The organism is Paenibacillus sp. J31P13 (assembly GCF_056269295.1).
This window is the reverse complement of record NZ_JBWDNR010000002.1, coordinates 540,871-565,658: the sequence shown is the minus strand read 5'-3', so window position 1 is coordinate 565,658 and position 24,788 is coordinate 540,871. Positions and strand designations below refer to the sequence as shown.

Annotated in this window: 15 protein-coding genes; all 15 read right to left on the bottom strand. The window is 39.3% G+C overall.

Annotated features, from left to right (window positions below; all coding sequences use genetic code 11):
- Positions 1–137: 137 nt before the first annotated feature.
- The 15 genes from AC0YOD_RS08835 to AC0YOD_RS08765 all read right to left on the bottom strand — a co-directional run bounded on the left by AC0YOD_RS08835 (position 138) and on the right by AC0YOD_RS08765 (position 24,719).
- Complete coding sequence (locus AC0YOD_RS08835; RefSeq protein ID WP_475798899.1) at positions 138–416, bottom strand: ROK family protein; 279 nt, start codon at positions 414–416, stop codon at positions 138–140.
- A complete protein-coding gene (locus AC0YOD_RS08830; RefSeq protein ID WP_475798898.1) occupies positions 409–1,308 on the bottom strand; it encodes a carbohydrate ABC transporter permease in 900 nt (299 codons plus the stop codon). The genes AC0YOD_RS08835 and AC0YOD_RS08830 overlap by 8 nt, the downstream gene beginning before the upstream one ends.
- Before the next feature lie 80 nt (positions 1,309–1,388).
- Positions 1,389–2,306 carry a carbohydrate ABC transporter permease gene (locus AC0YOD_RS08825; RefSeq protein WP_475798897.1) on the bottom strand — a complete coding sequence of 306 codons (918 nt, stop codon included), beginning with the start codon at positions 2,304–2,306 and terminating at the stop codon, positions 1,389–1,391.
- Positions 2,303–4,570, bottom strand: a complete 2,268-nt coding sequence (locus tag AC0YOD_RS08820; protein WP_475798896.1) for a DUF5696 domain-containing protein — start codon at positions 4,568–4,570, stop codon at positions 2,303–2,305. Before AC0YOD_RS08820 ends, AC0YOD_RS08825 begins: the two co-directional genes overlap by 4 nt.
- Positions 4,564–6,597: a YIP1 family protein gene (locus tag AC0YOD_RS08815; protein WP_475798895.1), complete on the bottom strand. Its 2,034-nt coding sequence runs from the start codon at positions 6,595–6,597 to the stop codon at positions 4,564–4,566. The genes AC0YOD_RS08820 and AC0YOD_RS08815 overlap by 7 nt, the downstream gene beginning before the upstream one ends.
- Before the next feature lies 1 nt (position 6,598).
- Positions 6,599–7,393 carry a carbohydrate ABC transporter permease gene (locus AC0YOD_RS08810; protein ID WP_475798894.1) on the bottom strand — a complete coding sequence of 265 codons (795 nt, stop codon included), beginning with the start codon at positions 7,391–7,393 and terminating at the stop codon, positions 6,599–6,601.
- Positions 7,394–7,491: 98 nt separating this feature from the next.
- Positions 7,492–8,418 (bottom strand): carbohydrate ABC transporter permease, encoded by a 927-nt coding sequence (locus AC0YOD_RS08805; RefSeq protein ID WP_475798893.1) that lies wholly within the window; start codon positions 8,416–8,418, stop codon positions 7,492–7,494.
- Complete coding sequence (locus AC0YOD_RS08800; RefSeq protein WP_475798892.1) at positions 8,408–11,410, bottom strand: extracellular solute-binding protein; 3,003 nt, start codon at positions 11,408–11,410, stop codon at positions 8,408–8,410. The genes AC0YOD_RS08805 and AC0YOD_RS08800 overlap by 11 nt, the downstream gene beginning before the upstream one ends.
- Positions 11,411–11,508: 98 nt before the next feature.
- Positions 11,509–13,077, bottom strand: a complete 1,569-nt coding sequence (locus AC0YOD_RS08795; RefSeq protein ID WP_475798891.1) for an ABC transporter substrate-binding protein — start codon at positions 13,075–13,077, stop codon at positions 11,509–11,511.
- Between the two features lie 202 nt (positions 13,078–13,279).
- Positions 13,280–15,085: a glycoside hydrolase family 66 protein gene (locus AC0YOD_RS08790; protein ID WP_475798890.1), complete on the bottom strand. Its 1,806-nt coding sequence runs from the start codon at positions 15,083–15,085 to the stop codon at positions 13,280–13,282.
- A 298-nt stretch (positions 15,086–15,383) separates the two neighbouring features.
- Complete coding sequence (locus tag AC0YOD_RS08785) at positions 15,384–17,690, bottom strand: glycoside hydrolase family 66 protein (RefSeq protein WP_475798889.1); 2,307 nt, start codon at positions 17,688–17,690, stop codon at positions 15,384–15,386.
- A 479-nt stretch (positions 17,691–18,169) separates the two neighbouring features.
- A complete protein-coding gene (locus AC0YOD_RS08780; protein WP_475798888.1) occupies positions 18,170–19,762 on the bottom strand; it encodes an extracellular solute-binding protein in 1,593 nt (530 codons plus the stop codon).
- Positions 19,763–19,836: 74 nt separating this feature from the next.
- Positions 19,837–21,234, bottom strand: a complete 1,398-nt coding sequence (locus tag AC0YOD_RS08775) for a response regulator (protein WP_475798887.1) — start codon at positions 21,232–21,234, stop codon at positions 19,837–19,839.
- Positions 21,231–22,931 carry a cache domain-containing sensor histidine kinase gene (locus tag AC0YOD_RS08770; protein WP_475798886.1) on the bottom strand — a complete coding sequence of 567 codons (1,701 nt, stop codon included), beginning with the start codon at positions 22,929–22,931 and terminating at the stop codon, positions 21,231–21,233. The genes AC0YOD_RS08775 and AC0YOD_RS08770 overlap by 4 nt, the downstream gene beginning before the upstream one ends.
- 162 nt (positions 22,932–23,093) lie before the next feature.
- Entirely contained in the window at positions 23,094–24,719 is a 1,626-nt protein-coding gene (locus AC0YOD_RS08765) for a glycoside hydrolase family 13 protein (protein ID WP_475798885.1), read from the bottom strand.
- Positions 24,720–24,788: the final 69 nt, after the last annotated feature.

The following is a 24,788-nucleotide window of genomic DNA, read 5'->3' as shown; positions in this document are numbered from 1 at the left end:
TTCGGCATTTTCTCTCTCTTCTCTGGATAAGTTCAATCACTCGATTACATAGAAAAAAACCGAGGAATCATTATGCAATCCCCCGGCAATACCCACTGTCTATTACGTATTACGTATTACGCTCATTACGTTCACTACTAAATAGAGCTGTTCACCTGTGCCTGCTCATAAGCATGAAGTCCAAGGGCTAATGCTCCGTATAACCCAGTTTGATGTCCAAAACCCGGCGGCACGATGTACTGTTCCATATGATTATTAATTTCGCTTGTACTTACATATCCATTCAAGTTGTGCTTCACAGCTTTCCTAATCAGTGGGAACAACTGGGATTGCTGCATGACACCTCCCCCGAGAATGACTTTCTGAGGTGAGGTCATCAGAATCGCATTCTTAATCGATTGTATTATTTTATTCACCTGTAATACCTGATTTATCTATACTTTCCACAAACCATCTCTGTACATATAAATACATAAGAGCGAGAGGAATAATGGACAGAAGGGTTCCAGCAAAGATTTTAGCTTCTGTAAAATTAAGATTCGGATTTTTGCTTAAATCACCCCCGCCGCTCGCATTGACCACTTTCCCGAACGAATTCTGCAAATCTCCTAGCAGCATAGGAACCGTCTGTATTTTCCCTTCTAAGTAAAAGGAGGTTAAAAACGTTTCGTTCCAATTAATCGAGAATCCATATACGCCTACGATAATAAAAGCTGGACCGACCATCGGTAGTGCTATTTTCAAAAATGTCCTTATAGCCCCTGCTCCATCTAGAAATGCCGCTTCCTCCAGCGCCTTTGGGATCATTCTAAAAAACTGAAAGAATATAAGAATAAAGAGAGCTGCTTGTTCCCCTTGACCGGTTAATGCAGGGACGATAAGAGCCCCGATATTTCCTTTTAATTTTAATTCCATAAAAATTTCGAATCTCGGGATAAAGAATAATGTTTTTGGAACGATGTAAGTAAATAACAACAATACAAATACGATATTTTTACCTTTGAAATCGAAGCGTGCCAAGCCATAGCCTATAAGCGCGGAAGAAATAATAACGCTTAGCGTTGTAGCGCCTGCCAGTAAGGTCGTTGTAACAAACGCATTCGGCAGCTTCAAAGCCTTCCATGTCATCTCATAGTTGAAGGTATAGAGACTGGATGGCAGCCATTCGATAGTGTTATCAGCTAAATCTAAGTTGGACATTAAGCTTGCCGACAACATGTAGAGTAACGGATATAGGAACACAAATCCGAAGACTGATAAAATGGCATAATTGGCTACTTTATATAACAGCCCATCGCTGACTTGCATTCCGAAAAAAAACTTTTTAACTGACGGGGAGTATCTTCCGATCTGATGTTTAACACGGAAATACATATCTAGCAACTATCTCACCTCTCTTTTGAAGTCCTGCTGCGAGTCGCATAGTACAGAATCGAAATTAATACGATTTGAACAATGGAATAGAGTATGGAAAGTGCGGAAGCATATCCTTCACGCCTAGAGCCATCAAACTTGGACTCCATAATAATTGTATTGATCGGATTAGTTTCGAAATTCGCTAGAAAAACGACAACATATACTACACATATGCTTACCAGTGGATATATGGTAGGTAAGGTGATCTTCCAGAAAGAGGTCCATGGGGAAGCCCCATCGATTGAAGCAGCCTCATACATGTCTTTGCCGATTTTTTGAAGCGCCGCCAGGAAAACCAATATCGGAATGGCACTGTACCACAATAGTTGAATAATCAGTTCAAAGAGATCACCAATTAGCAAAACTACACTTTTTGACGGTATAACCGTATAGAGCGTATCCAAAACAAATCGATTTGCGATAATTGACATTCCCCCGTATGTGCTCATATTTTCCATAAGCTCACCATTTAAAATAATGATAGGCAAGAAAAACAGCAATCGAAAGAATGACTTTCCTCTTATTTTTTGATTAAGCAGCATGGCAATGATGATCGACAAGGCGATGATGACCGGGACATATAACAGAGTTCCAACAAAGAAGTTCTGCGCTTCTACGACAAAGTCGATTTCTTCAAACATAATCCTATTGTAGTTTTCCATTCCGACCCATTTATATCGCCAACCTGTTTTGAGTCCAAAGGAAACCGTATAGAAGCTCATGAAGATGGTTTTGTACAACGGATAAGCAACAAAAGCCAAAAACCCGATAATCCAAGGGCTGATAAAGAGTAATCCTGTTAAGCCTTGCTTGCTCTTCATGCTCAAATGGGGCTTTGCAGGCTTAGCTTTAACCTCTCCCGTATTACCTTTAGCAGTAACAGTTGTCATAGTATCACAAACCCTTTTGATTTAATGTTCACACCTTCATGGCTGTAATCCGTATCATTGTAATTAAGAAGGATTTTCTTACCATTGTCATACTCGACCATAATTACCCCGTCACTAATAATCGAATGATTAATCATTTCACTGCCTAATACTTCATTTAATGCCTGACTTAAATTTTTGTAATAAAAATCAATACGATCCTCCAAATATTTTAATTCAGAAGTGTAAATATCATTGGATGTGGTACGTTTAATCTTATATGTCGATTCGCCCGTTAATACGAATGACGGATAAATACCGAACTCTATTAATCTGAGCATTGTATCCCTGTCATTGGATGAAAAATTCATATACGGCGAATACATATCTACATATCCACTTAAAACTAGCGGTACCAATGGAATCGTAGCATCAATGAATATGAGCTCAGATGAAGTGATCGGCGCTTCGTAATAATCGCTGATATATTTATACAGATAAGCATCTGGAGAATAAACACCGGTTTTAATCCCGTTGCCATTCAAATCCTTCAATAAATTTTCCGTATAGGCCATTCCCTCGTTCGCATAACCGATTACCCCTTTGTCGTAATGGGTAAATTGATTAGCCCCAAAACCATCCAATGCCAGCGATTGAATCCCAAATTTCTTATATACATTCAGATCTTTCTCCGCTAGAACATGATAATATTTGGGATTGTTCAAGTAGTTATATAATGATTTCCTTTCATTTAATACATTTAAATCTTGTCTGTTTAGTTTACTCGCCGTATATTTCGTTTTATCATAATAGGATTTGGCGTAATCCACATAATAGTTAAACTTAATATGATTGGCGTTAAAAAAATCAGTCGTCTCCTTAAAATCATCACTACCGCCCAGATTCTTCAACACTTTAAATCGGTAGGCAAGATCATCCTCAATAAAAGATTTAAAAGTAACGTTTAAATCATCATATCCTTTATCCAACAGCGACTTCACAAGCGTCTCAGCTTGTTTATACTTTGTCGCTGTTACATTTTCTACACCCAGCGTGCCCATTGTGACTTCGTTATTAATAAAATCAATCTTCATAGGGACTTCATCAAAGGTATCCGTCCTCTTCTTGACTAGCCCGTCTTTCTTCTCCAGAAAATTACGATATTCCTTAGCAACCCCGACATAATTTGCTTTGTCTTCGTTTAAGAAAACATATCGTTGAACTAAATCAAATTGATTAGGGCGCTCCTGAAAGCCCAATACATGCTGATCTTTATTTGTCCTGCTTTGGAACTGGGCATATGCAGTACGATAATTATAAGTAAAGTACGATTGATAATATTTCGTCTGCAAATCTCTCGACACATAATTGTATGAGGCGTAACTAGCCCCATCCTCCGCTATAACCAACATACCAGAATGATCTGTCTCGTGAATGATTCCGTATATGGGCAGTGTTACTCTTTCTAGAGGCTTGACGGCTATTTTTTTGGAATTTTGAACAGCCGTATTTTCATAACCGGAATCATGGCCATAGACTGGGGCTGAATATCCGGTTGCAAATTTAGGCGTTTCATCTAATTTAACGATTGCTCCCGATCCGTCTGGAATTACGATATATCCGTTTTCCTTATGAGTTGTACTTCCAAAAAACGGATACACAATAATCTCACTTAATGAAATATCATCATTACCAGGCTTCCACAGTTTGGGGCTGTACTCCTTTATGCTTTCACGAGGAACATTAACAATTAAGTCTCCTTGCTGCAGCGTAACAACAACATCAAATTTAATTTGAGCCTTTGTGAAGTCAATTGTTGCGGTAAATCCATCATTTCTTATTTCATACGTCTTTTCGACTTTATCACTAAGTACCGTTCTCCGGCCTGGAGTGAATTTATCATACGTAATCAAAGAGATGCCTGACTTCATATACCCGACAACTTCAGCGCTATATCCTGCCTCTTTCATATCCAAGTTGACATCATAGGAAAACCAGATATACCCGTTACATTTATCTTTGACGGCAATCGCAACGCTCTCATCTTCGAGATAAAGCTCCAACTGATTGTTCTCGGCTACCTTTCTGAAGGTAACTGGCAATTTCGCTTCAGGTGCTTTGTCCATGCAGACATTCAGCTTATCATTGACAGTAATATCTTCGTAATGGCTCTTAGAGACCACAACCCCATAATCTACCTTCTGGTAATGATTCAGAAAATAGTTCACACCAAGTGCTGCTAGTATTAGCAATATAATTCCATATTTCAATATTTTTTTTACCACCTGTTGATCGCCTCCGTAACGACATCATGCGCGAAGCCAACGAGTTGATTTCCTAATGAATAAAAGACGAATATGAACAATCCAATTATCAGCATCGTAAATAAACTTCTAAATATAACACCGGCAGTTTCGCCTACTTCATAATTATGAATATCTTTTATCTTAAAAAACATTAAAAATGCAATCCAAATTGTCATGGCCTGAATCGGAAGATGATAGAATACTGACTGTTCTAGCGTTAATCCGTTGCTAATTAAAATAAGCGGCGGCATAATGACAAGCACTGGACTCAAGGAGTATGCCGTAGCATTATAGACATCCCTGAACTTCCCCTCGCCATCCGTAATCGAACAAATTAAATAATTAGACAGTATCCACAGAGCAGCAAGCCCGATCATAACCAATAATTCATTCAGGAAGTAACCATGTTTAGGTACAAACAATAAGTTAGCGAATTCATAATGCATAATGAACAAAATGATTACTAGAATGTATATTACAGTTGATGATTTTCTTGAGACTCTGTTTTCGGATTGGATTTGGTAGAATCCCTCTAACGGTTGCTTTAAAAATGTAAATATGTATAGCAAATCGTCAATTAATTTGATCCTTCTAACAGCCTTTAGCGGCCCTAATATTGTTGCACCATACCCAAATCTTTTATTTAATAATTTATGAGCATAGCCAATAAACAAAATCGCAAGAAAAATAGAAAAGATAAGATTCAAGTTTTTTTGCAACCAGGACTGGCGAATCTCCCAGAAGGATTCTGATATGCCCGTATTATATTGCGCATCCCGGAATTCTTTATTAGCTCCTGATGCATCGCCTTCACGGATATAGGCATTGCCTAAACCAATATGAGCGTTATCAAATAGCGAGTTATGCTGGAGCGTATACTCCCAAAGCTCTTTACTCTTTGTATAATCGCCATCTTGATAGGCATCCATCGCATTATGAATGGCGTCTGAGAACTCCGTTGAGCGATAAGTTTGAATCAGCTTCATTCCCTGATCAACGACAATCAGTTCATCGGAAGAGTTGGAAGCCATGCTGACTGGTCGGTTTAGAAGTCCTAACCGACTAGAGCTAAAGTCTTTCCCTCCAAACAGGAATAACAAATTTCCATTTGTATCATATTCATAAATCCAGCCATCCGAGCTTACAGATAAAACGTTATTGTGCTTTCCTACCCACACGCTTTCCATTGCGAAAGATCCAACCATACCATCCGGAAAATAGTTCGTTCCCGATACGTTAAACTTCTTTATCGGATTCGTTTCGACAGATGAAGTTACCGTATAAATAAATCCTTTCTTATCAATCGCAATATTGCTAGGCACATCAGGAAATACCTTCTCCAACTTCGCCTCTTGTGCTTCCGTCAGAAAAAATGACCTTAGCCGATCCAGAAAAGGTACCTTTAGCGGATTGGCCCCGAAAAAGGTAATAAATTCTCCATCTCTGCTTAACATAATCAAGCCATTCAAGGAACCGGTGCTTCTAATATAAAGATTGCCTCTCACGTCAACCGCGATATGAGTCGGCTTAAACTCATATCCTTCAGCGAATATCGGTGAATCCGGACTTCCTATTTCCTTTATAAAAGCGAGTGTTTCTTTATTAAAAATGAAAATTTTATTTTTTTCGGCATCTACCACATAAATCGATTCTTCTGTTACAAAGGTGCTTTTTATTGCTGAAAATTTATCGCTTGCCAATTCTTTGTAGTACCGATAGTTCCTATCCAAGATATAAACTTTTTTCTTCAGACTGTCTGTAATGTACACATAATCCTGGTCATCGACAAAGACGTGCTCAGGCATCTCTAACTTCTCACCGTTAATTATGCTTATTTGATTATTAGGGGTATAAGCAGCTTGAGTCTTAATCAAGTAACCTTCACTATCGCTGGTATATGTGTAATAGGGAGTATCAGCAGAAGCATAGGCATAAAACGTAAAAAAATAAAGAAAAACAATCGCTACAACAAATCTCAACGGACCCAGTATCAAGTTTTTTTTCATATTACTTAATCCCCGTATGAGCCATGGAATCCATAACTTTATTTTGTAAAATAATAAACAATATTAAGTTAGGGACAAACATTACTAGACCAGCTACAGCTCCCAATCCGGCGCCTGCTACAATGTTTCCCGACTGAGCGATTAATGTATTCATGTAGAACGGAAGCGTTCTTAGCGATTCATTATCCATAAAAATAGATGAGCTTTCGACGTTGCCCCAAACTGCCTGAAAGGTTAATATGGCAACAGTTACTAGCGCAGGTTGTACTAGAGGGAGCATAACATTCCAATATACTCTCCAGCTCCCGGCGCCATCGATTTTCGAAGCCTCAATAAGATCTTCCGGAATTTGATCCATGAATTGTTTAACCAAGAAGATTCCGATCGGCATCGCTAACATCGGAATGATGTGTGCGAGATAAGTATTGTATATTCCCAAGTTGTCGATAATCAGAAATCTGGGTATCGCAACCGCCACAGGAACGAACATCAAAGCCAACGTGTTTACTTTATTAAAGGTATGCTTCCCTTTAAAATGCAGTTTCGATAGAGCGAATGCCGCTGATGAGCTTACGAGAATTGTAAGTAAAATAACGATTGTCGTAATGAACAAGCTGTTAAACACGTATCTGGATAAAGGGATTCCCGATTCTTCAGAAAAAGTGAAAAGTAATCGAAAATTCTCTAATGTTGGTTTGTTAACCAGAAACCGAGGTGGATACGCGAACAACTCCGTGAATGGTTTGAACGCATGATTGACGATAAATAGGATAGGAAGCGCTACAAAAACAGACAATATTAATAAAAACAGATGGAAATTCAATTGATCCTTATGAAGTTTATTAGGGTTAATTTTAACCAAATTTCTCACCACGCTAACGAAAAGGATATAGGCTAATTGTTATCTCCGAACAATTTGTAACTGATCTTATTAAACAAAATAACGATATACAGAAGAACAACGGTGACTGCAGAAGCATAGCCCATCTCATACCGGACAAAGCCGAAATCATTAGCATGGTCTACGATTAACCAGCCCGCATATTGCGGAGGAGGCGTTCCTCCACTAAGTGTTGCTGCAATTCCTGATGCATTAAATGTACCGATAATAGCCATAACCGCTCCGAACAACATCTGCGGTCTCATAGAAGGAATGGTGATATAGAAGATTTCCTGCCAGCGATTTTGAATACCGTCAATGTATGCTGCTTCATAGAGTGTTTTATCAATATTGAGCAATCCTGCTAACATTGCTAGAAAGCCAACACCCATACTTCCCCAGACACCAATTAAGACCATGATCGGCATGAGCAGTTCTGGTGACTTTAAAAATTGCAGAGGCTCTTGAATAATGCTCATATTTAGAAGCCAATAGTTTAAGTAACCTGTTTGGTCTCCGCTGAACAACACCCTCCATACAACCGTCATCATAATCGGTCCCGTCACGGATGGAGAATAAATGATAACGGTATAAATAGTTCTAATTTTATGAGGCACCTGCGAGAGCATCCACGCAAGCATAAAAGCTAACATATACCCTATTGGTCCTACAATGACGGCATATAGCAATGTGTTGGTTACGGCATTTTGCAGAAATACAGTGTCGCCTGTAAACAAATCGATATAATTTTGAAAGCCGACAAATTGAGGAGCCTGTACGGTATTAAAATAAGTAAAAGACATTGCCATTGCTATCGCTACTGGCAAAATGATCAATAGTGTAAATAGTAGTGCATAAGGTAAAATAAACAGATAAGGAGAATCTGACAGCCTCTTGAGGCTATGTTTGAATGATAGGTTTCTCCTAATACTATTTTCCATTTATTTTCACCCATTCTTCGACATTATTTATTGTTGGAACAATATAGGATTCGGCTAGTTCACCGTTCTTGATATAACCAAACTCTTTCAATTTCCGTTCCAATTCTCTGTTGATTATTTTCACCGCATTGTCGATCGCAACTCTCGGATTCTGCTTATCGAACACCACTTTATTCCAAGCATTGCTGATTTCACGCTCCAGCACATAATCTCCAGGCACTTTGCCGGTTGCTTGAATCCATTTCCATTGCTCCAAAACAACGTCTTTGGTGTCGGAAGGCCAGGCGCTCTTCTCAAACCCTTCCAGGTTTGCCGTCATGTATAAGAATTTTTCTCCTAAGGTAGCTTGGATATCGTATGAAAACGCACTTTGAGTATCAGCGCTCGCCCACCACTTGATGAATTTCCATGCCGATTCCTTCTTCTCACTGTCTTTGAAGATGATGCTCGAGCTTCCATAGGTTGGATCCCAGCGCTCGATTACACCCTGTTCGTTCTTAATCCCTGGAATCGGGAGTACGCCCCACTGTCCGGCTAATTCAGGCGCAGCATTCTTCAACTGAATATAGGTATTCGCATCGCCTATTCCAATCGGCGTTTTACCGTTCCTGAAGTTTTGGAAAAACTCAGATGTAGTAATCGGTATATTGTATACGGTAAAAAGGTTTGTCATAAATTCAAATGCTTGATAGGCGCCTTCTTTATTGACGACCGTTTTACTGCCAGTCGTGTCATATAATTGGCCGCCGAACTGATAAATAAATGGTGTGGTAACGTCAAAGCCTTTGTAGGCATTATCCGAACCAAGCGGTGTATAGAAATTCATATCATACTTTTGAAGCATCGGAACGAGACTAATGACTTCATCCCAAGTTTGAGGCGGCTCTTCTCCTAGAAACTTTAAAATATCTTTACGGTAAAATAATAACTTGACGTCTTGTGTCTCCGGGAAAGCATATACGCCCTGGTCATAAATGAATGGTACAAATGCGCTGGGATCGAATTCCTCCGCTAATTCATAAAATCCGTCATAGGTTCTTAAATCTTCTATGATACCCCGCAAAGCCAATTCAAAAGGTTTCCCATGGCTTATGCCCAATGCCGCGTCAGGCGTGCTGCCTGCTGCATTCGATAACACAATTTTATTTTCATCCGGTAATAGCGACAAATTGATTTTAATGCCTGTTTCAGGTGTGAATTCCTCATCGATCATCCGCTGCATAATTTCTACATATAATCTGGATTGATTCACCCAAATGTTAACAGCTTCCTTTTCAGCTTTGGCAGACTGGATAAATCTTGGATTATAAAAGGAATAGAAGAAAGCTTTTGTGCTTTCCACTGCATTGGTAAGGACTCCGGCTTTAGGTGCTGGCAGAGTGCTGCCGTTATGAAAATATATTTTATCTAAATGCATTGGATTATAAATCAACATAGGGAGTATTGTTTTTATTCTTCCGTATGCAGAAGATTGTCCCTCATTAAACTTGTTCAGATAATGAGGCAATTCTTCAGGATCTTTGATAAAGCCGTCTATCAGCTCTTCGGCAATGTCAAGTTCAGCAATAACAGGCAAATCTTTGTTGCCCGTTTGAGCAATTAAGGCAAGCTTTTGCTCATGAATCTTACTAGCAATTCCTTGCAAATAGGTGGTGATCTCAGGGATATATTTTTCTATTTTCCACTTTCTTTTTTTGTCAACAAGACCTCCGGTTAATCGTTTTACGTCCTGAGCTGTAGAATCAATAGCATCCAAAGCCATCAACAGCTCATGATAAACGTCTCGTATTTCTGAATTGTCTATGGACAGCGTTAGCGTATGCTCGCCTTTTTCCAAATATATTTCATAGGGCGACCCTTTTTCATCCTGTAGCGTTTCGTTTTTCCAGCCGCTGGAGTAGTCGAAATTATATTGCTTTAACTCCTCAAAAGGAACATCACCGTCGATTTCAATTTTCCGATGTGTCGGCATCCCATTGTTTGTATTTTGGGAGTATTTGAACGAAAGATGATAGTATCCACTCTCCTCGACAGTGAATAAATACGATACGCGATCACCGCTGTCTCCGAACGAATAGCCATCTAGTACATTCATTACTCTGCGTTTATATTCATATGGTGTAACTTGCGGATCTCTAACATATTTAGTGCGAATACTTTGTCTGTTTTTAACAGAAATGTTCTCTGCTTCAATCGTAACGGGTTTATTTAATGCTGCTCCCGACACCTTCTGATCTGCACGGTAGTTTTTATAAGTCACAATAATGGATTCTGTATTCTTAATCTCTATCTTTCCAATCAATAAATATCCTTCGTTCAGTGTGATGCTGATCGAATTTCTCCCTTTATTCAATTTAAACTTCAAAGGTTCGGTGAAAAAGAAATTGGGATCAACCAAACCTTCTGTTTTCCAAGTTGAGAGAATTTGCGATTTCGGTGTCAATTCATCACCAAATCGATCAAGCTTAGATCCGTCCACTGTTGCCTGCCAATCGATAGGGAGTCTTAATTCATTCATCTCGTTATACTGATTCTCTCCATTTATATCGATGTCGAGCTCCGGTTTTAAAGCCGTTTGTTCTAAAACGTAATAATCTAGCCATATTTCATAAAGCCCGTCTTGATCTACATCTACATCAAAGGTTAAGACATCTTTCGGTGCTAGATAAGTAACATCACTTCCATAACCTTTGCTTTGTGTCTTGTCATATACTTTCCCGCCATCCATCCTTGTAATTGGAAGATTATCATTAAGAATAGGAGCTTTCACATTCGTTTCTTCCCACTTTTTAAGGACACTGTAATAATTACTAGCATCGCTATAGCTGTTCGCATAGGCTTCTACAGTTGCTATATTGCGTTCATAATCGGCTTTAGATAATGCGACAGTATCCTCATCCTTCAAATTAATGCTGCCGATAAAAAAAACCACTGCAATCGCGATCATGAAAATTCCGGTAATGAAATACAAGATTTTCTTATTTTTCTTCATTTGATCACAACCTAACAGAATCAATTTGACTAAAGAAATCAATAGTTCCTAATTAATTTCTAATTAGAAACTATTGATTGTTCACTACGCATATTTAATTATTTATTATATTCACGTAAATAATCATCCAGGGTCTTGTTCAGAACTCCGTCCCATTCAGATGAAATATCGCTGTATTTTTTACCCTCATCACGAATTTGATTTCTTATTTTCCACGGATCCAATGTTTCGTAAGCCTTAACTACAGCTGGAATATTTCTTGGGAATGGTACAGGATTTGATAACATTTGCTGGAAATCAACATTTTGGAATGCCTGAAAGTTAAAGATTGCCAAGTCACTATCTTCTGGAAATCCCTTAACAAGAGGATGATTTTTGAGTACTTCAGGATTCGTTGTAATTGGCCAGCCTTGAATGAAATCCATTAATCTATCTTCAGCTCTGAGAGGAGCATCCTCGGGATGCCCTATATATTCATCAATCAATGCCCACCGAGATTTCAAGCCTTCCTCTCCGTATGTCAGCCATTTCAACAATTGATAGGCTGCTTCTGCTTTCAAAGGATCTTTCGCTAGTTCACTGGACAAGCTTAAGGTATCATAGAAGCCTCGGATATTGGTCGTTCCGCCTTCCGGAGCCTTCGGCATTGGATATATGTCGATTTCCATTTTTCGAGTTTTCACTAATTCGTTAACGTCACCACTTAGCGAATACATCCATACATTATCGATTGCTTGAAGGCCGTCACCCCAAGGCCAACCTAAATTGCCTGTCTTCTTCGCTCTCTCTTCCTCCGAAAGATCATAAAAGTGCAGGCCCTGCTTTCCTTCCTTAGAAACCAAATCCAACCATTCCCCAAATTTCGGGCTATTGGCGTAGTCAAATCTTCGCGTATCGATATTGAATCCTTTCCAACCGTTTGGGATACTGTCAAAGTAATGCGTTCCGATCTCGATGAAATCAATCATTCCTGGAAAAACCGGATTATTGGGCGTTAGTTTTGCGACTTCCGCGCGCAAATGCTCATAATCTTCATATGTCCAGTTATATGGTGGAATAGTGATATTGTTTTCTCTGAGCAGCTTTAAGTTCAATGCAGGGAACTGTGCGACAGACATCCAAGGAATACCATAGATTTCTTTATCGTCATACGTTTTCATAAAATTTTTCGCATTCTCAGAAATCCATTTCGATTCGGAGTCAGTTTCAAGATATGATGTTAAATCTAGCGTTAATTCCCTGTCGTAGGCTTCAGCAGAAAGAGGCGAATAGAAAATATCAGGCAAAGTCCCTTCCATCGCTCTAGCTGTAAGGATCTCAAGCTCATCCGTATCCGATTGCTCAACTGCAAATTGACGATCTCGTACGACACTGATATTTGGATACTTTTCCGAGAATTTTTGAGCGTTTAAGAACAAAGGGTTTGTCTCGTCGTTTTCACCATAATGTCTGAAGGCAATTTCCAATTCAATCTGTTTTTCTTGCCAGTCGGCAACCCCGTTGCCGTCTTCGTCAATACCAGATTCAGCATTTTGCTTATTTCCACCAACGGCTTCATTTTTATCTGATCCAACCGGATCGGTTGATTCAGGTTCTTTCGAGCAAGCAGAAAGCAGGAGTGAAATAATTAATGTGAACGAAATGAACAATGACACTCTCTTTTTCATAGGACCCTCCATCTAATTTCTGTTTAATAGTTAGTTGTTGCTTATTTAGTATAAGTGCACTTAAGTGTTTGATGAGATAGGAAGCCGTCGTGTGTTATGGTAGATAAATGATTTCATCCTTAACGACATTTTTCTCCCTGTTTCCAAAACATTTGTCTACTAGACATTCACTTTACCAGCTTCATTTGGTTCCCTTATGGGATTAATGTTGCTCCTCATAGCTGACTTTAATCAAATCCCAATACTTCAGTTTCGGCAGCTTGAATAACACTTTTCCGTCTTTTTGTTCAAATGTCAATTGTACGGGAGAGCCGTTATAATAATCAGGAGACGCAAACATGATATTGCTCACCTTTCTTTCCTCCTGAAGGGCAATGCTCACATCCTGAAGCTCATCTGGTTCGGCCTGATTCGCCTCATTATCCTTCCATTCCATAGTGTTCGCATTAGTGAAATTGATGAAATGAACAATATCACTCCCGTCTTTTTGCTTTGCAAAAGACCATATTTGCCCCTGTTCGGCTTTAGAAGATATTTCAGGCCCGCCTAAGCTCATTACTTTTAATGGCGATTCCTCCAGACCATCCCTTAAAATATTCTGGTATGCGGTTTGGAAATCATAGTAATGAATCAATTTTTCTTCTAGATTTGGTGAAACAGATAAATTATTGTTAGGAAAATACTCACTGGAAAGCATATTTTCTCCAATCTCCAAGTGAGATCCCCCTGAGGCAAAAATCACTGCATCAGTAAGCAGGACACCAGGTTCATTGAAAATCCCCCGGTTAGATTTGGAATAATCGTAGTTCATATATGCAGCAAGAACGGTGTTCAATTTATTTCTGCTTAATTGGCTGTTTTGATCAATAACATCTTTCAAATTATCATATTTGGGATGGGACCAAACTTCGGTGTAGAGAAAATTCAAGGGTGCTAAGGCTGCCAGCAATCCCTGTCCATACTGGTCAACGGCATTCATGACATAATCGACGTTCAATCCAATCTTTGCTGCTTTTAGAAACGAAACGTACCCTTGCGAAAGCTTTACAACGTCCCCCGAAGCATTGAACAAGGTCCCCCGATCCCCTAACTGGTCAACATGCCATCCATCGAAGGGTAGTTGCTTAAACACGCCTTTCTCTTTCTCTATGAGATAATTTTGCCATTCCTCGTTAGCAGGATCGTACATCATAATATCGCTTGCCCAACCTGTAAGCGGGTGTTTATCCTGCTCAGATTGTTTGCGATCTTTAAACAAACCCCACTCTTTCATGACGCCATCATTCTCCGCATCCTCATATGCTCCGAATATGAGGTTATAATTCATTGCTTTCATATTTTTACTGTGAGCCAAATCAATATATCCCTTCACCGTTTTAAATGCGACCGGGCGATTCGCAATATCAGGCCATGCTTCTGCCGGCTTACCGTCAACCATTTTGATGGGATCATGATGCTTATATTGCCAGTCATAGAATTGGATACCGTTGATATGGAATCGGTTAAGACGTTCAATTACTTTCTCCATCGAAGATTGACTCATCTGAGGGAAATTACCCAAATATCCATATCGTGGGAATTTACTCCAATCCGAGGACACATCCACTGCAATATTTAGATGATCAATTACTTTATCCTTCTTCGATACGAAGACTTCCGCCATGTAGCCTTTATAGTCATCTGCTGGCGGTGTCCACTCCCAAATAACTTGATTACCTTCCACTTTAATTTCCTTCTCTCCGATTTTCTCTCCGAGATGACGGTATTGAACAAGCAGTTTGGAATCAGGCTCAGAGGCTTTCAACTCAAGTTTAAAATTCACGGAATCTCCTGGGCGATATGCAGCTTTGTCAGTCGTAATCAGCTTCATAGTATTCTGTCCTCCCACCTTCTCAGCATTAATCTCAATAGTCTTTTTTTCTCTCTCGCTGCATCCGGCAGCAGAAATCGTCACCAAGCATATTAGAATAATTGCATATGGTTTTGCTTTCATAAGCTTAAAATTCATTCAGCCATCTCCTGTCTCAATCAAGAAATTCTCGTACGCTATTCATCATAAGGGAAAAAACAAAAATCCGAGATAGAAAGCGGTGGATAATTAAGGTAGATGAATGACCGCAATCTCGTCGATATCTTCCTCTAACTGTCGAAAATTGTCTATGGTTTCAGAGTCTTCTCAGTCTTTATTAACTTTTAAATAGAAAAAAGACTCACCATAAAGTCGCTATTAAAAGCAGACTCTATCGAAAGTCTCGTCATCCGATTGGTATTAACTTCCTTTTCATTAGATGGTATACAGCATGAACTTAATTCTTGTAGAGCTGAACATCGTCTATCTGTAAGGATGTTGAACCTGGTGAATCCACATAAAAGCCAATATCAAGCTGCCCGTTGGCTACATTTACAGTAGCGCTATACTCTCTCCACACTCCGTCTACTGTCATATTGGTAAATGAATCGGTACCACCAAAGTTTATTGCTTCCATCCTTATGGCAGTAGGAGCATCGCCGTAAGCTGAAGCTTTTGCCCATGCCTTTAACGTATACGAACCATTGGCAAGACCCGTCTTCACCTGATGAACACTCTGCTGATACGTACTGCTATTCCAGAAATACAGCTTTTTGTATCCACTGTGGTTATCACTATAGTCTACACCATAGGAAAGTGCTTGACCTGTTGGATGCCATTCCGTCCATCCGTTAATGTTTCCTTTTTCAAATCCTTGGTTGATTAATTCGATCGACGTCGGCGAAGATGCTTTTCCGATGTAAATCATATCCCAATACGACAGGCTCGGCACTGTAAACGATACATAATTTCCATTGGCATCCGCACCTGTTGTATAGCTGAGAATGTTGCTGCTGCCATTCTCATAGTCAGGGGAAGCCCATGCAACCGAATTGACCGTTCCTTGATAATAGTATTTTACAGCTACATTTGTTTTTGCAGTTGGAGCAGGATAATTAGCATTCGTATCTCTCCAGTTGTTTGAGCTTTCTCCAAGCAGATTGATTAAGTGGACAACATCATATCCATTTCCTGTCTTCGCGAATGTCCAGACTTTATTGGCCTCTGCAGTTTCGCTTGTCGCAATACCAGTCAATTCAATCCTGTTCCAAATATTCGCAAGTCCGCCGCGCAGCAGATTCTCATAGGCAACCATGAAGTCATAATAATTGCGCAGCCTTTTCTTTAATGTGTCGGTCATCACCAGGTTGCGGTTGGGGAAGTATTCATTACTGAGCATTCTGGTATCATCGCCAAGCTCAATATGGGAGCCACCGCTCGCAAAGATTGCAGAGTTAGCCAGTAATACACCGGGCAAGTTAAAGTTACCAGGAGCTTGTTCAGACTTTGTATTCGAATAATTATAGTTCATGTAGCCTGCTATGGTTACGGGCTTTGTGTTATTCGTGTTGGCAGCCCCTGCATCAATGACCCTTTTGACGTCATAGTAAGTGTTCTGTCCGCTGCCATCCCACATTTCGGTGTACATTCCGTCAACATTGGCTCCCGCTGTTTCAATCTGTCCATAGTTTGCTACGTTGTTGAATACGATTGTTTTGTTAAGTGCAGTCTTCGCGCTGTTGAGGAAGCTCGCAAACGTATTCTTAACCGTAACTTCAACACTGTTATAATCATACATTGTACCCCAGTCCCCTAGCTGATCCACATGCCATCCATCGAAGGGATAGGCAGCAAATACTTCACTCTCTTTCGCATTCAGATAGTTCTGCCAGCTTGCATTTGCGGGATTGAACATATAAATATTAGTGGCAGCCCATCCGCCAGGTAAACCTACATTCCACTGATTGGTATGATTGACTTTAGTAAACAATCCCCACTGCGGGTTAACGCCGCTTCCATCCTCGCCATATCCGTTAAAGGCGCCGTACATCAGGTTGTAATTCATAGCTGCTATATTTCTGGAATGTCCAGCTGAAATGTAATCTAAAATAGTTTGACGGTATGTCGCCCTGTTGGCTATGTCATTCCATGTTGCAGTTGGGTTTTGCACAGTTCCTGCAAGAGGCATATGCTGCTTCCATTGCCAATCATAATACTGGAGTGCATTAATATGGTATTTGTTTAATTGGTTAATGGTATCGCTTGATACAGAATCGGTCTGGCCTGAGAAATTTGAAAGGTATCCATAGCGCGGGAATTTGGTCCAAGTCGAAGATACATCCACAGCTGTATTGAGACTGTCTAATTGTGTATCTGATGAATTTTTTGCTACCGCTTCTACCATATAACCATTAAAATCAGTCATTGGCGGTGTCCATTTAAAGGTTAAGGTTATCATTGCGTTTGGATTAAGAGTGAAAGTCTGTGTCGAAGGCGTACCAATTGTTGTAGTTAACTGCTTGTAGGTCAAGGTGATCGCTGTATTCGTTAAACTTGAAGTCGTATTATTCTTAAGATCAACATAAATCGTAACAACTTCTCCCGGACTGTACATCGCCTTATCGGTATAAATATCCGAGATGACATTACCTGTGCTGGCAGCATGTGCAACTTCCTGTACATGCACCAGACCGAGCGATGATAACAACACAGCAACCAAAAGAAAATATACAATCAGCTTTAACGGATGCGCCTTGCTTGACATATATAATACACCCTCCAACTTGTGTTCTTCCTAATAAACATGACTTTACATTCTACCGCATGAATGGAACCGTCCATTTGATGTGTATCACCAGAATTTTGTGTGTCTCTCCATTCATTTTTATTTTACAAGCATGATTAAACGTTTCATTTTTCTGCACCTCCTTTCATTTTGGTCATATTGCAAATGAGAGATATAAAAGCAAACGCTTTCACTAATAAAAATATAAGGAATCAGTCTCTTATTGAGATGGGCTATCGTCGCGAGTTAGGTGTGATATATGATCTTAGATTTTGAATCACAATCCAAATCGCCTCATTTCAGATGACACATCTCCCCCTATCTACCAAACATTGTTCTAACGGTGAACCAGATTCGCGAAAAACCACCCTTTCAAGACAGTTTCTCGATTATTTCAATATAATAAAAAAGCCGCTTCCTAAGGAAGCGGTTTCTAATTAAGGCACTACTATATGTTGTTATTGATTTATCGCATCTGCAACTTCAGCTGTAATTTGATCGCCGCCATGTCTTTTCCAATCCTCAACCCATTGGTCAAATGCTGTAAGCGGAGTGACTCCCATAATAATTTGAGTAAGCACATCCACTTCCGAGTCCATCAGATGTCTCCACTGGGTCTCCATCGTATCCGTATGCAAATAGTAAGCACTCTTTACCTTGTTGAGATTTGGATCAAGTAAATTTCTCCCGCCAACCAATAGAGAATATGCCCGTTTGAAATTGTTGTCCCGTATATTCCAATATTGAATGTCCATATTTTCATAGGGGGTTAATTTCGTATTTCTAATGGTGTTCAAATCGTTATGGAGTAAAGGATACTCACTATGGTCTTCAAAATCTTCAGGCTTTCGGCTTCCTGTTAACACATCATTTAGTGCTTTTACAGAAAACGAAATTTCATCACGCAGAGCTACTGTGTTACGCAATGGCTGAAAGTCTATTCCGTATTTATACTCATCTCTTAAAATAAGATTCGCAAGTTTAATTACCGCTTCAGGGTGCTCGTAGCCTTTTCGAACAACAACAAAAGATTTCGTCGGCTTAAACACCTTGGCATTAAACTTGCCATTTGTATCGAGCGGCAAGGCATATGCTTGCCAATTCGCTCTCGGATTGTTCTTCAATGCTTCAGGAATGGGCCAATATCCAGCAGAGAAAGGCGCAAAAAACATTCCCGCTTTACCATCAATCACAACTTCGGCAGCAGATTCCCGAATGCCCATTTCCTGATCAATTAAACCTTTCGCATACAAATCACGAAGTTTAGCAAGCGCCGCTTTCATCTCAGGTTGAACGGAGCCGTATACCGGCTTTCCATTAGCACCATTCAACCAAAAGCCAGGGTACGCTTGATAAGCAGAAAAAATCGGATTTAGATTAAAACTTCCAGGTCCGGCATGAAAGTCATCATACAGCGAAGTACCTGTTGCAATTCCTACTGTATCTGCTTGACCATTGCCATCAGGATCCTGTTCTACAAAAGCTTTTGCAACTTGTTCCAATTCATCCATTGTAGAAGGCGGCTGAAGGCCAAGCTGGTCCAGCCAGTCCTTGCGCACCCACATCATACTGATATCTTCCGCAAAAGCAGATGGAAGAGCCAGCATTTTACCATTGAATGTAACGTGTTCTTCTGCAACCCCGTTTGTACTGTCAATAATAGTTTTCATAACTGGTGAAGCATAGCTTCGATAAGCTTCAGTCAAATCCTCAAGCTCATCTGCTTTTACCATCTGATTAAGTTGAAATTGAGATACGACCATTGCATCCGGCAACGTATTACTTGAGATTGCTAAATCAACTTTTTGCTCAATATTCTGATTAACAACAAACCAAGCAATTTTAACATTCACATTTAACGTTTTTTTAATGGCAGTAACCCAAAGGTTGTTAGCAGGGGTTTCCCCAGTATAGGTCTTATAATTTGGATCTACTCCCATACCGATACTTAACGTGACTGGTTGCTTGTATTTCCCCAATGGAAGATACTCATCACTTTCTGGAATGAAATTAGGATCAACTACATTTGATTTGTTACACGCAGTTAACAATATTAGAAATATTACGATGAATATCATGCAGTTTTTTTTCAACATGATGTGCCTCTCTTTTGAATAGACGTTATTTATATTTCTGTGCGTTTACTAATCCGATATTCACTCGGCAGTATTCCGACTTGATTTCGGAAAGTACGACTAAAATACTTTTCATCCATATACCCGATATTTTCTGCAATCCATAGAATCGTCTTGTTTGTGCTAAGCAAATATTGCTTCGCTTTTTCCATTCGAATTATACGAATATGCTCATTAAAAGTATTTCCGATAATCTCCTTAAAACACTGGCTGAAATAGCTTCGACTCATATTCACCCTGTTAGCCACTTCGGCTGCTGTCAACGGTTGATCCATTTCCGCACGAATAATGCGTTCAGCTTTTAAAATTAAATTGATTATTTCTTGCGAGTAATTATTTTTTTCTGACGCAACCTTAATCAATTCACGAATGCCAACCAACCACAATTCAATTTGAAACCATGAGTTTACAGGTTCATTAAGTGTTATTTTCCCAAATTTAGTTTGAGCAAACAAACGGTTCCACTCATTTACAAAGGCGTATAATATTCCGACAAGCTTAACTTTAGGCAATTTGAGCAGCTTTATTTTTCTGACGAGTTTCTGAAACAAGAAATCATTGTAAAGCCACTCCACCGACAACCATAACTCTTTTAGTAAATCTAAGTCTTCATCCGTTACTTCAAGCTGATGTTGATATGCTTTATGAATGCAAACCTTAATAATTTTGTTGTCTGGATGAAAATTATAAAACAATTCTCTTTCTGTAAATTCCCTTATCCATCGCTGAATTTCATTTTTTGTCATGCCGTTAACATCTGCTAATGCCACTAATACACCGCTTTCAAATGTTTCTACTTTTCTTGATAATTGTTGGATAAGAACACTGTCATCCTCTTCTTCTGAAAATAACAGCCAACTATTTCTATCTGCTTCTATTATGGGGTATTTCAAATCTAGCGCCCAATCACTATTAAAATTACTGTCTAGACAAACAACAACATATCCCTTATTGAGCATCAAGGGCATTGAGTCATTCTGAATACGTTGAACTGTACTGCTCTTCGTCTGTTCAGAAACCCGACTTGCGATTCTTGCAAGAACTTCGTCCAATTGTTCTTTCTCAAGCTCCACCTTTGCAATATAATCAATTGCTCCTAGTCGAAGAGCTTCCTGTATATATTCGAAATCTTGGTGTAAAGTCAGAACGACGATATGGATCTCAGGAAACCGTTTGCGAACGTTTCTCATCAATTCAATTCCAGACATCACGGGCATAGCAAGGTCTGTCAGCACTAAATCAACTGCCTGAACTTCTAGCAGCTCCAGCGCTTTCTCCCCGTTATTCGCTTCTCCAACTACCTGCATACCGAATTCCTGCCACGGCATCACAGAAATGAGTCCCTTCCGGACCAATTTATCATCATCTACAACGAGTACTTTGATCATCCTATCTTCACCTCTTCAATTGGCAGGGTTAAATAAATGCTTGTACCTTTCCCGATTTCGCTTTTTATTTCCAGCTTAGCTTTATCCTCGTATCGAGACTCTATTGTTCGTTTGACATAATTCAATCCGATTCCGAGTCCAATCTTCTGATTTTCAGCCGTCTTATTATTCAGCAATTTATGAATCGTTTCCTCCGACATCCCCGAACCGTTATCATGTATCGCAATTTCAATTCCTTGATTTAATTTTACATTTACCTGAATGTAGCCATCGTCGCTTAGACCATGATAAAGCGAGTTTTCCACGAGCGGCTGCAGGATGAATCGCGGAACCTGTTTTTTCAGCAAATCCTCCTCCACTTGAATTCGAACGTCAAATTTAAAATCATATCGAATTTGCTGTAATACTAAATAATGTTTTATTGCATTAATTTCTTCTTCAATAGTTGAAGGTCGACCTAATTTACCCAAATTATAATAAAGTAACTTATTCAAAGATTGTACAAGTTTATCGATTTCATTCTGTCCGTTCATTACAGCAAGCCAGTGTACGGTATCGAGCGTATTCATCAGGAAGTGAGGGTTAATCTGATAAAGCAGTTTTTCCACTTCAAGATCTACCCGTTGCTTCTCTTTTTGTCCTATCTCATTGAATAATTCCCATATCTGTCTCTTCATTTGTTCAAACTTACGCAACAATGAATCGAATTCAGGAATCTTAGTCCGTTTGAGGCTGTCTTTGGATTGTGTTTGCATAATCGTTTTGATTTCTAATTGAAATTGGTTGAGAGGCTTGTATACCATCTTCCACAATAGCCATGCCAATAAAAGCGTTACTGCAAGAAAAACTAAGGTGAACAGAATAATCTGCACAATCCATCGATTTTTTTCTTTGTTGAAGTCTGCCTCAGGCATGACTGAGACAACATTCCACCCTTGGCTATTCGCTTGCTTGTACCAGTAATAACCTTTGTTATAGCCTGATGTATCTTCTTTTGAAAATTCAGAATAGGTTTTTCCAACCCTGAATAATTGAGGCGCTTCGCTATAAATAATTCTTCCGCTGTTATCCAAGATCAAATGGGAAAGATTATTTTGAGACTGATCATTATCTAACATATTCTCTACCAATTGGAGTCCCATCTCGACATATACATACACATCACTGCGTCCAGGGAAATCCACCTTTCTTAATGCCGATATCACATATTTGTTATCAAGGCGATTAAAGCTTTCATGAGGCCCATAATAAGTAATTCCGTAATATTGGGCAAAAAGAGGCAGTTTCTCGGGAGAGAAGCTGTTTTTCACTGGTAAATTTTCGAAATAGTAAGTCTTATCATTATCAAAATAATACATCGTCAACCCGATATCCGGATTTGTGAATGTTATCAGGTTCATCTTGCTTTTGAACTGGTGTTGCAATTTCATTCGTTGAAAAGGCTCTTGTGTTCGCATAAGATCATCGAGTTCTCTTACTATAGTTCCTTCATAAGCGAATTGCTGGGAGATATGATTGAGACTGTTGATTGAATTCTCTAATGATAATGAGACTTGCTTGAGATTGCTTCTAATACCTGTTTCAATTTTATTGGACAGGATTGAATTAATTGTAAAGTAAGAAATCACGCTGATGCTAATAAATGGAATAAGCGAACTAAATAGAAAGATGATAAAAATTCTTCTTTTTAAAGTCATTGAAGACACCTTTTCCCGGGCTATTTTTCGATATTAAATGGCATCAACATGAATCATATCATAGAAAAATTATGTTTTGATATAATATATAACAGATTGTAACTCATTCAAAAAAAGAGAAGTGGGTCATGCGCCCGCTTCCCTTTTTTTATTCATCAATGATCAAGCCTTCAAAGCAAAAGCTTCATACGGGTTTAAAATAAGCTGATTAAAGTTAATAGATGTTCTTTCATAGTTACTGATGATTACATCGTCACTTTGACCGAAATCAGGCAACTCCAAGGTAGTCATTTCCGCCCCGAGGTTTGCCACAACTACCCAGGCTTCGTCTTCATAACGCCTTACATACATAAAGACTTGATCCGGCACGCCCATCACTAACTCAAAGTCGCCCCAAACTACAATTGGATTAGTCTTTCTTAAATGAATTAATTTCTGATAGCAGAAAAAGATAGAATCCTGATCCTCAAGATTAGCTTGTACATTAATTTCTCTATAATTAGGATTTACGTGTAACCAAGGAGCTCCAGTTGTAAAACCCGCATTCTCTGAATTATCCCATTGCATTGGCGTCCGGGCGTTATCCCTTCCCTTTGCATTGATAGAAATCAGAATATCTTCTCTCTTGTAACCATTGGCCAATCGTTCATGATACATATTCACACTTTCAATATCATTAATTTCACTAACATCACTAACCGGGTAATTGGTCATTCCAATTTCTTCACCTTGGTAGATGTAAGGCGTTCCTCTCATCAGATGCAGCAAGATTGCAAACATTTTCGCGCTTTCCACGCGGTAGGTTGTATCATCTCCCCAGCGGGACACAATTCTTGGAAGGTCATGATTATTCCAGAACAAGCTATTCCAGCCTTCATTGCCTAGAGCAGTTTGCCACTTGCTAAGAACCTGCTTCAACACATTGACATCTAGCTCTTTAAGATCCCACTTTTCTTTTCCTTCTTCTTGATCCAAACCAATATGTTCGAATTGAAAAACCATTGAAAGCTCATTCCGTTTCGGATCCGAATAGAGCTTGGCAATTTCTGGCGTTGCTCCCCAGGTCTCTCCTACCGTCAGAACATCATGTTTTCCAAATGTCTCCCTATTCATTTCCTGCAAATAATCATGCAATTTCGGACCATTGCCCGTTATCTGTTGATCCGGAATTTTTCCTACCAAATCAATAACGTCCATTCGGAATCCCCCAACGCCTTTATTCAACCAAAAATTCATCATGTCCCATACTTCATGCCTTACCTTCTCGTTCTCCCAATTTAAATCTGGCTGTCTTTTGCTGAAGAGATGCAAGAAATATTGACCACTCTCTTCGTCATATTTCCAAGCAGGACCACTAAAAGTCGATTTCAGTGAATTGGGAGTTCCGCCGTTTACTGGATCTCTCCATATGTAATAATCTCGATAAGGATTGTCCTTGCTTTTACGGGATTCAACAAACCATTTATGCTCATCGGATGTGTGATTGACGACCAAATCCATAATAATCTTGATGTTTCGTCTATCCGCCTGACGAATTAATTCATCCATGTCAGCCATCGTTCCAAACTCAGTCATAATCTCTTCATAATCGCTAATATCATAACCATTATCATCATTAGGCGATTGATAGACTGGGCTGAGCCAAATAGCCGTAATCCCCAACTTTTCTAGATAGTCTAAACGTTGAATAATGCCTTTCAAATCACCGATTCCATCTCCATTGCTGTCTTGAAAACTACGAGGATATACCTGATAAATCACAGCAGTTTGCCACCACTTCATTTTCATTAAAATTGCTCCTTCTTGGTTATTTGTAAATGTATATTTGATTATGTAGGATGAATCTTTTTTAAAGCA

Bases quoted from the DNA above. Each gene is read 5' to 3' on its own strand.
- AC0YOD_RS08790 (WP_475798890.1), bottom strand. From the start codon at position 15,085: ATGAATTTTAAGCTTATGAAAGCAAAACCATATGCAATTATTCTAATA.
- AC0YOD_RS08830 (WP_475798898.1), bottom strand. From the start codon at position 1,308: ATGCAAGTCAGCGATGGGCTGTTATATAAAGTAGCCAATTATGCCATT.
- AC0YOD_RS08805 (WP_475798893.1), bottom strand. From the start codon at position 8,418: ATGGAAAATAGTATTAGGAGAAACCTATCATTCAAACATAGCCTCAAG.
- AC0YOD_RS08800 (WP_475798892.1), bottom strand. From the start codon at position 11,410: ATGAAGAAAAATAAGAAAATCTTGTATTTCATTACCGGAATTTTCATG.
- AC0YOD_RS08795 (WP_475798891.1), bottom strand. From the start codon at position 13,077: ATGAAAAAGAGAGTGTCATTGTTCATTTCGTTCACATTAATTATTTCA.
- AC0YOD_RS08765 (WP_475798885.1), bottom strand. From the start codon at position 24,719: ATGAAAATGAAGTGGTGGCAAACTGCTGTGATTTATCAGGTATATCCT.
- AC0YOD_RS08785 (WP_475798889.1), bottom strand. From the start codon at position 17,690: ATGTCAAGCAAGGCGCATCCGTTAAAGCTGATTGTATATTTTCTTTTG.
- AC0YOD_RS08815 (WP_475798895.1), bottom strand. From the start codon at position 6,597: ATGAAAAAAAACTTGATACTGGGTCCGTTGAGATTTGTTGTAGCGATT.
- AC0YOD_RS08770 (WP_475798886.1), bottom strand. From the start codon at position 22,931: ATGACTTTAAAAAGAAGAATTTTTATCATCTTTCTATTTAGTTCGCTT.
- AC0YOD_RS08825 (WP_475798897.1), bottom strand. From the start codon at position 2,306: ATGACAACTGTTACTGCTAAAGGTAATACGGGAGAGGTTAAAGCTAAG.
- AC0YOD_RS08775 (WP_475798887.1), bottom strand. From the start codon at position 21,234: ATGATCAAAGTACTCGTTGTAGATGATGATAAATTGGTCCGGAAGGGA.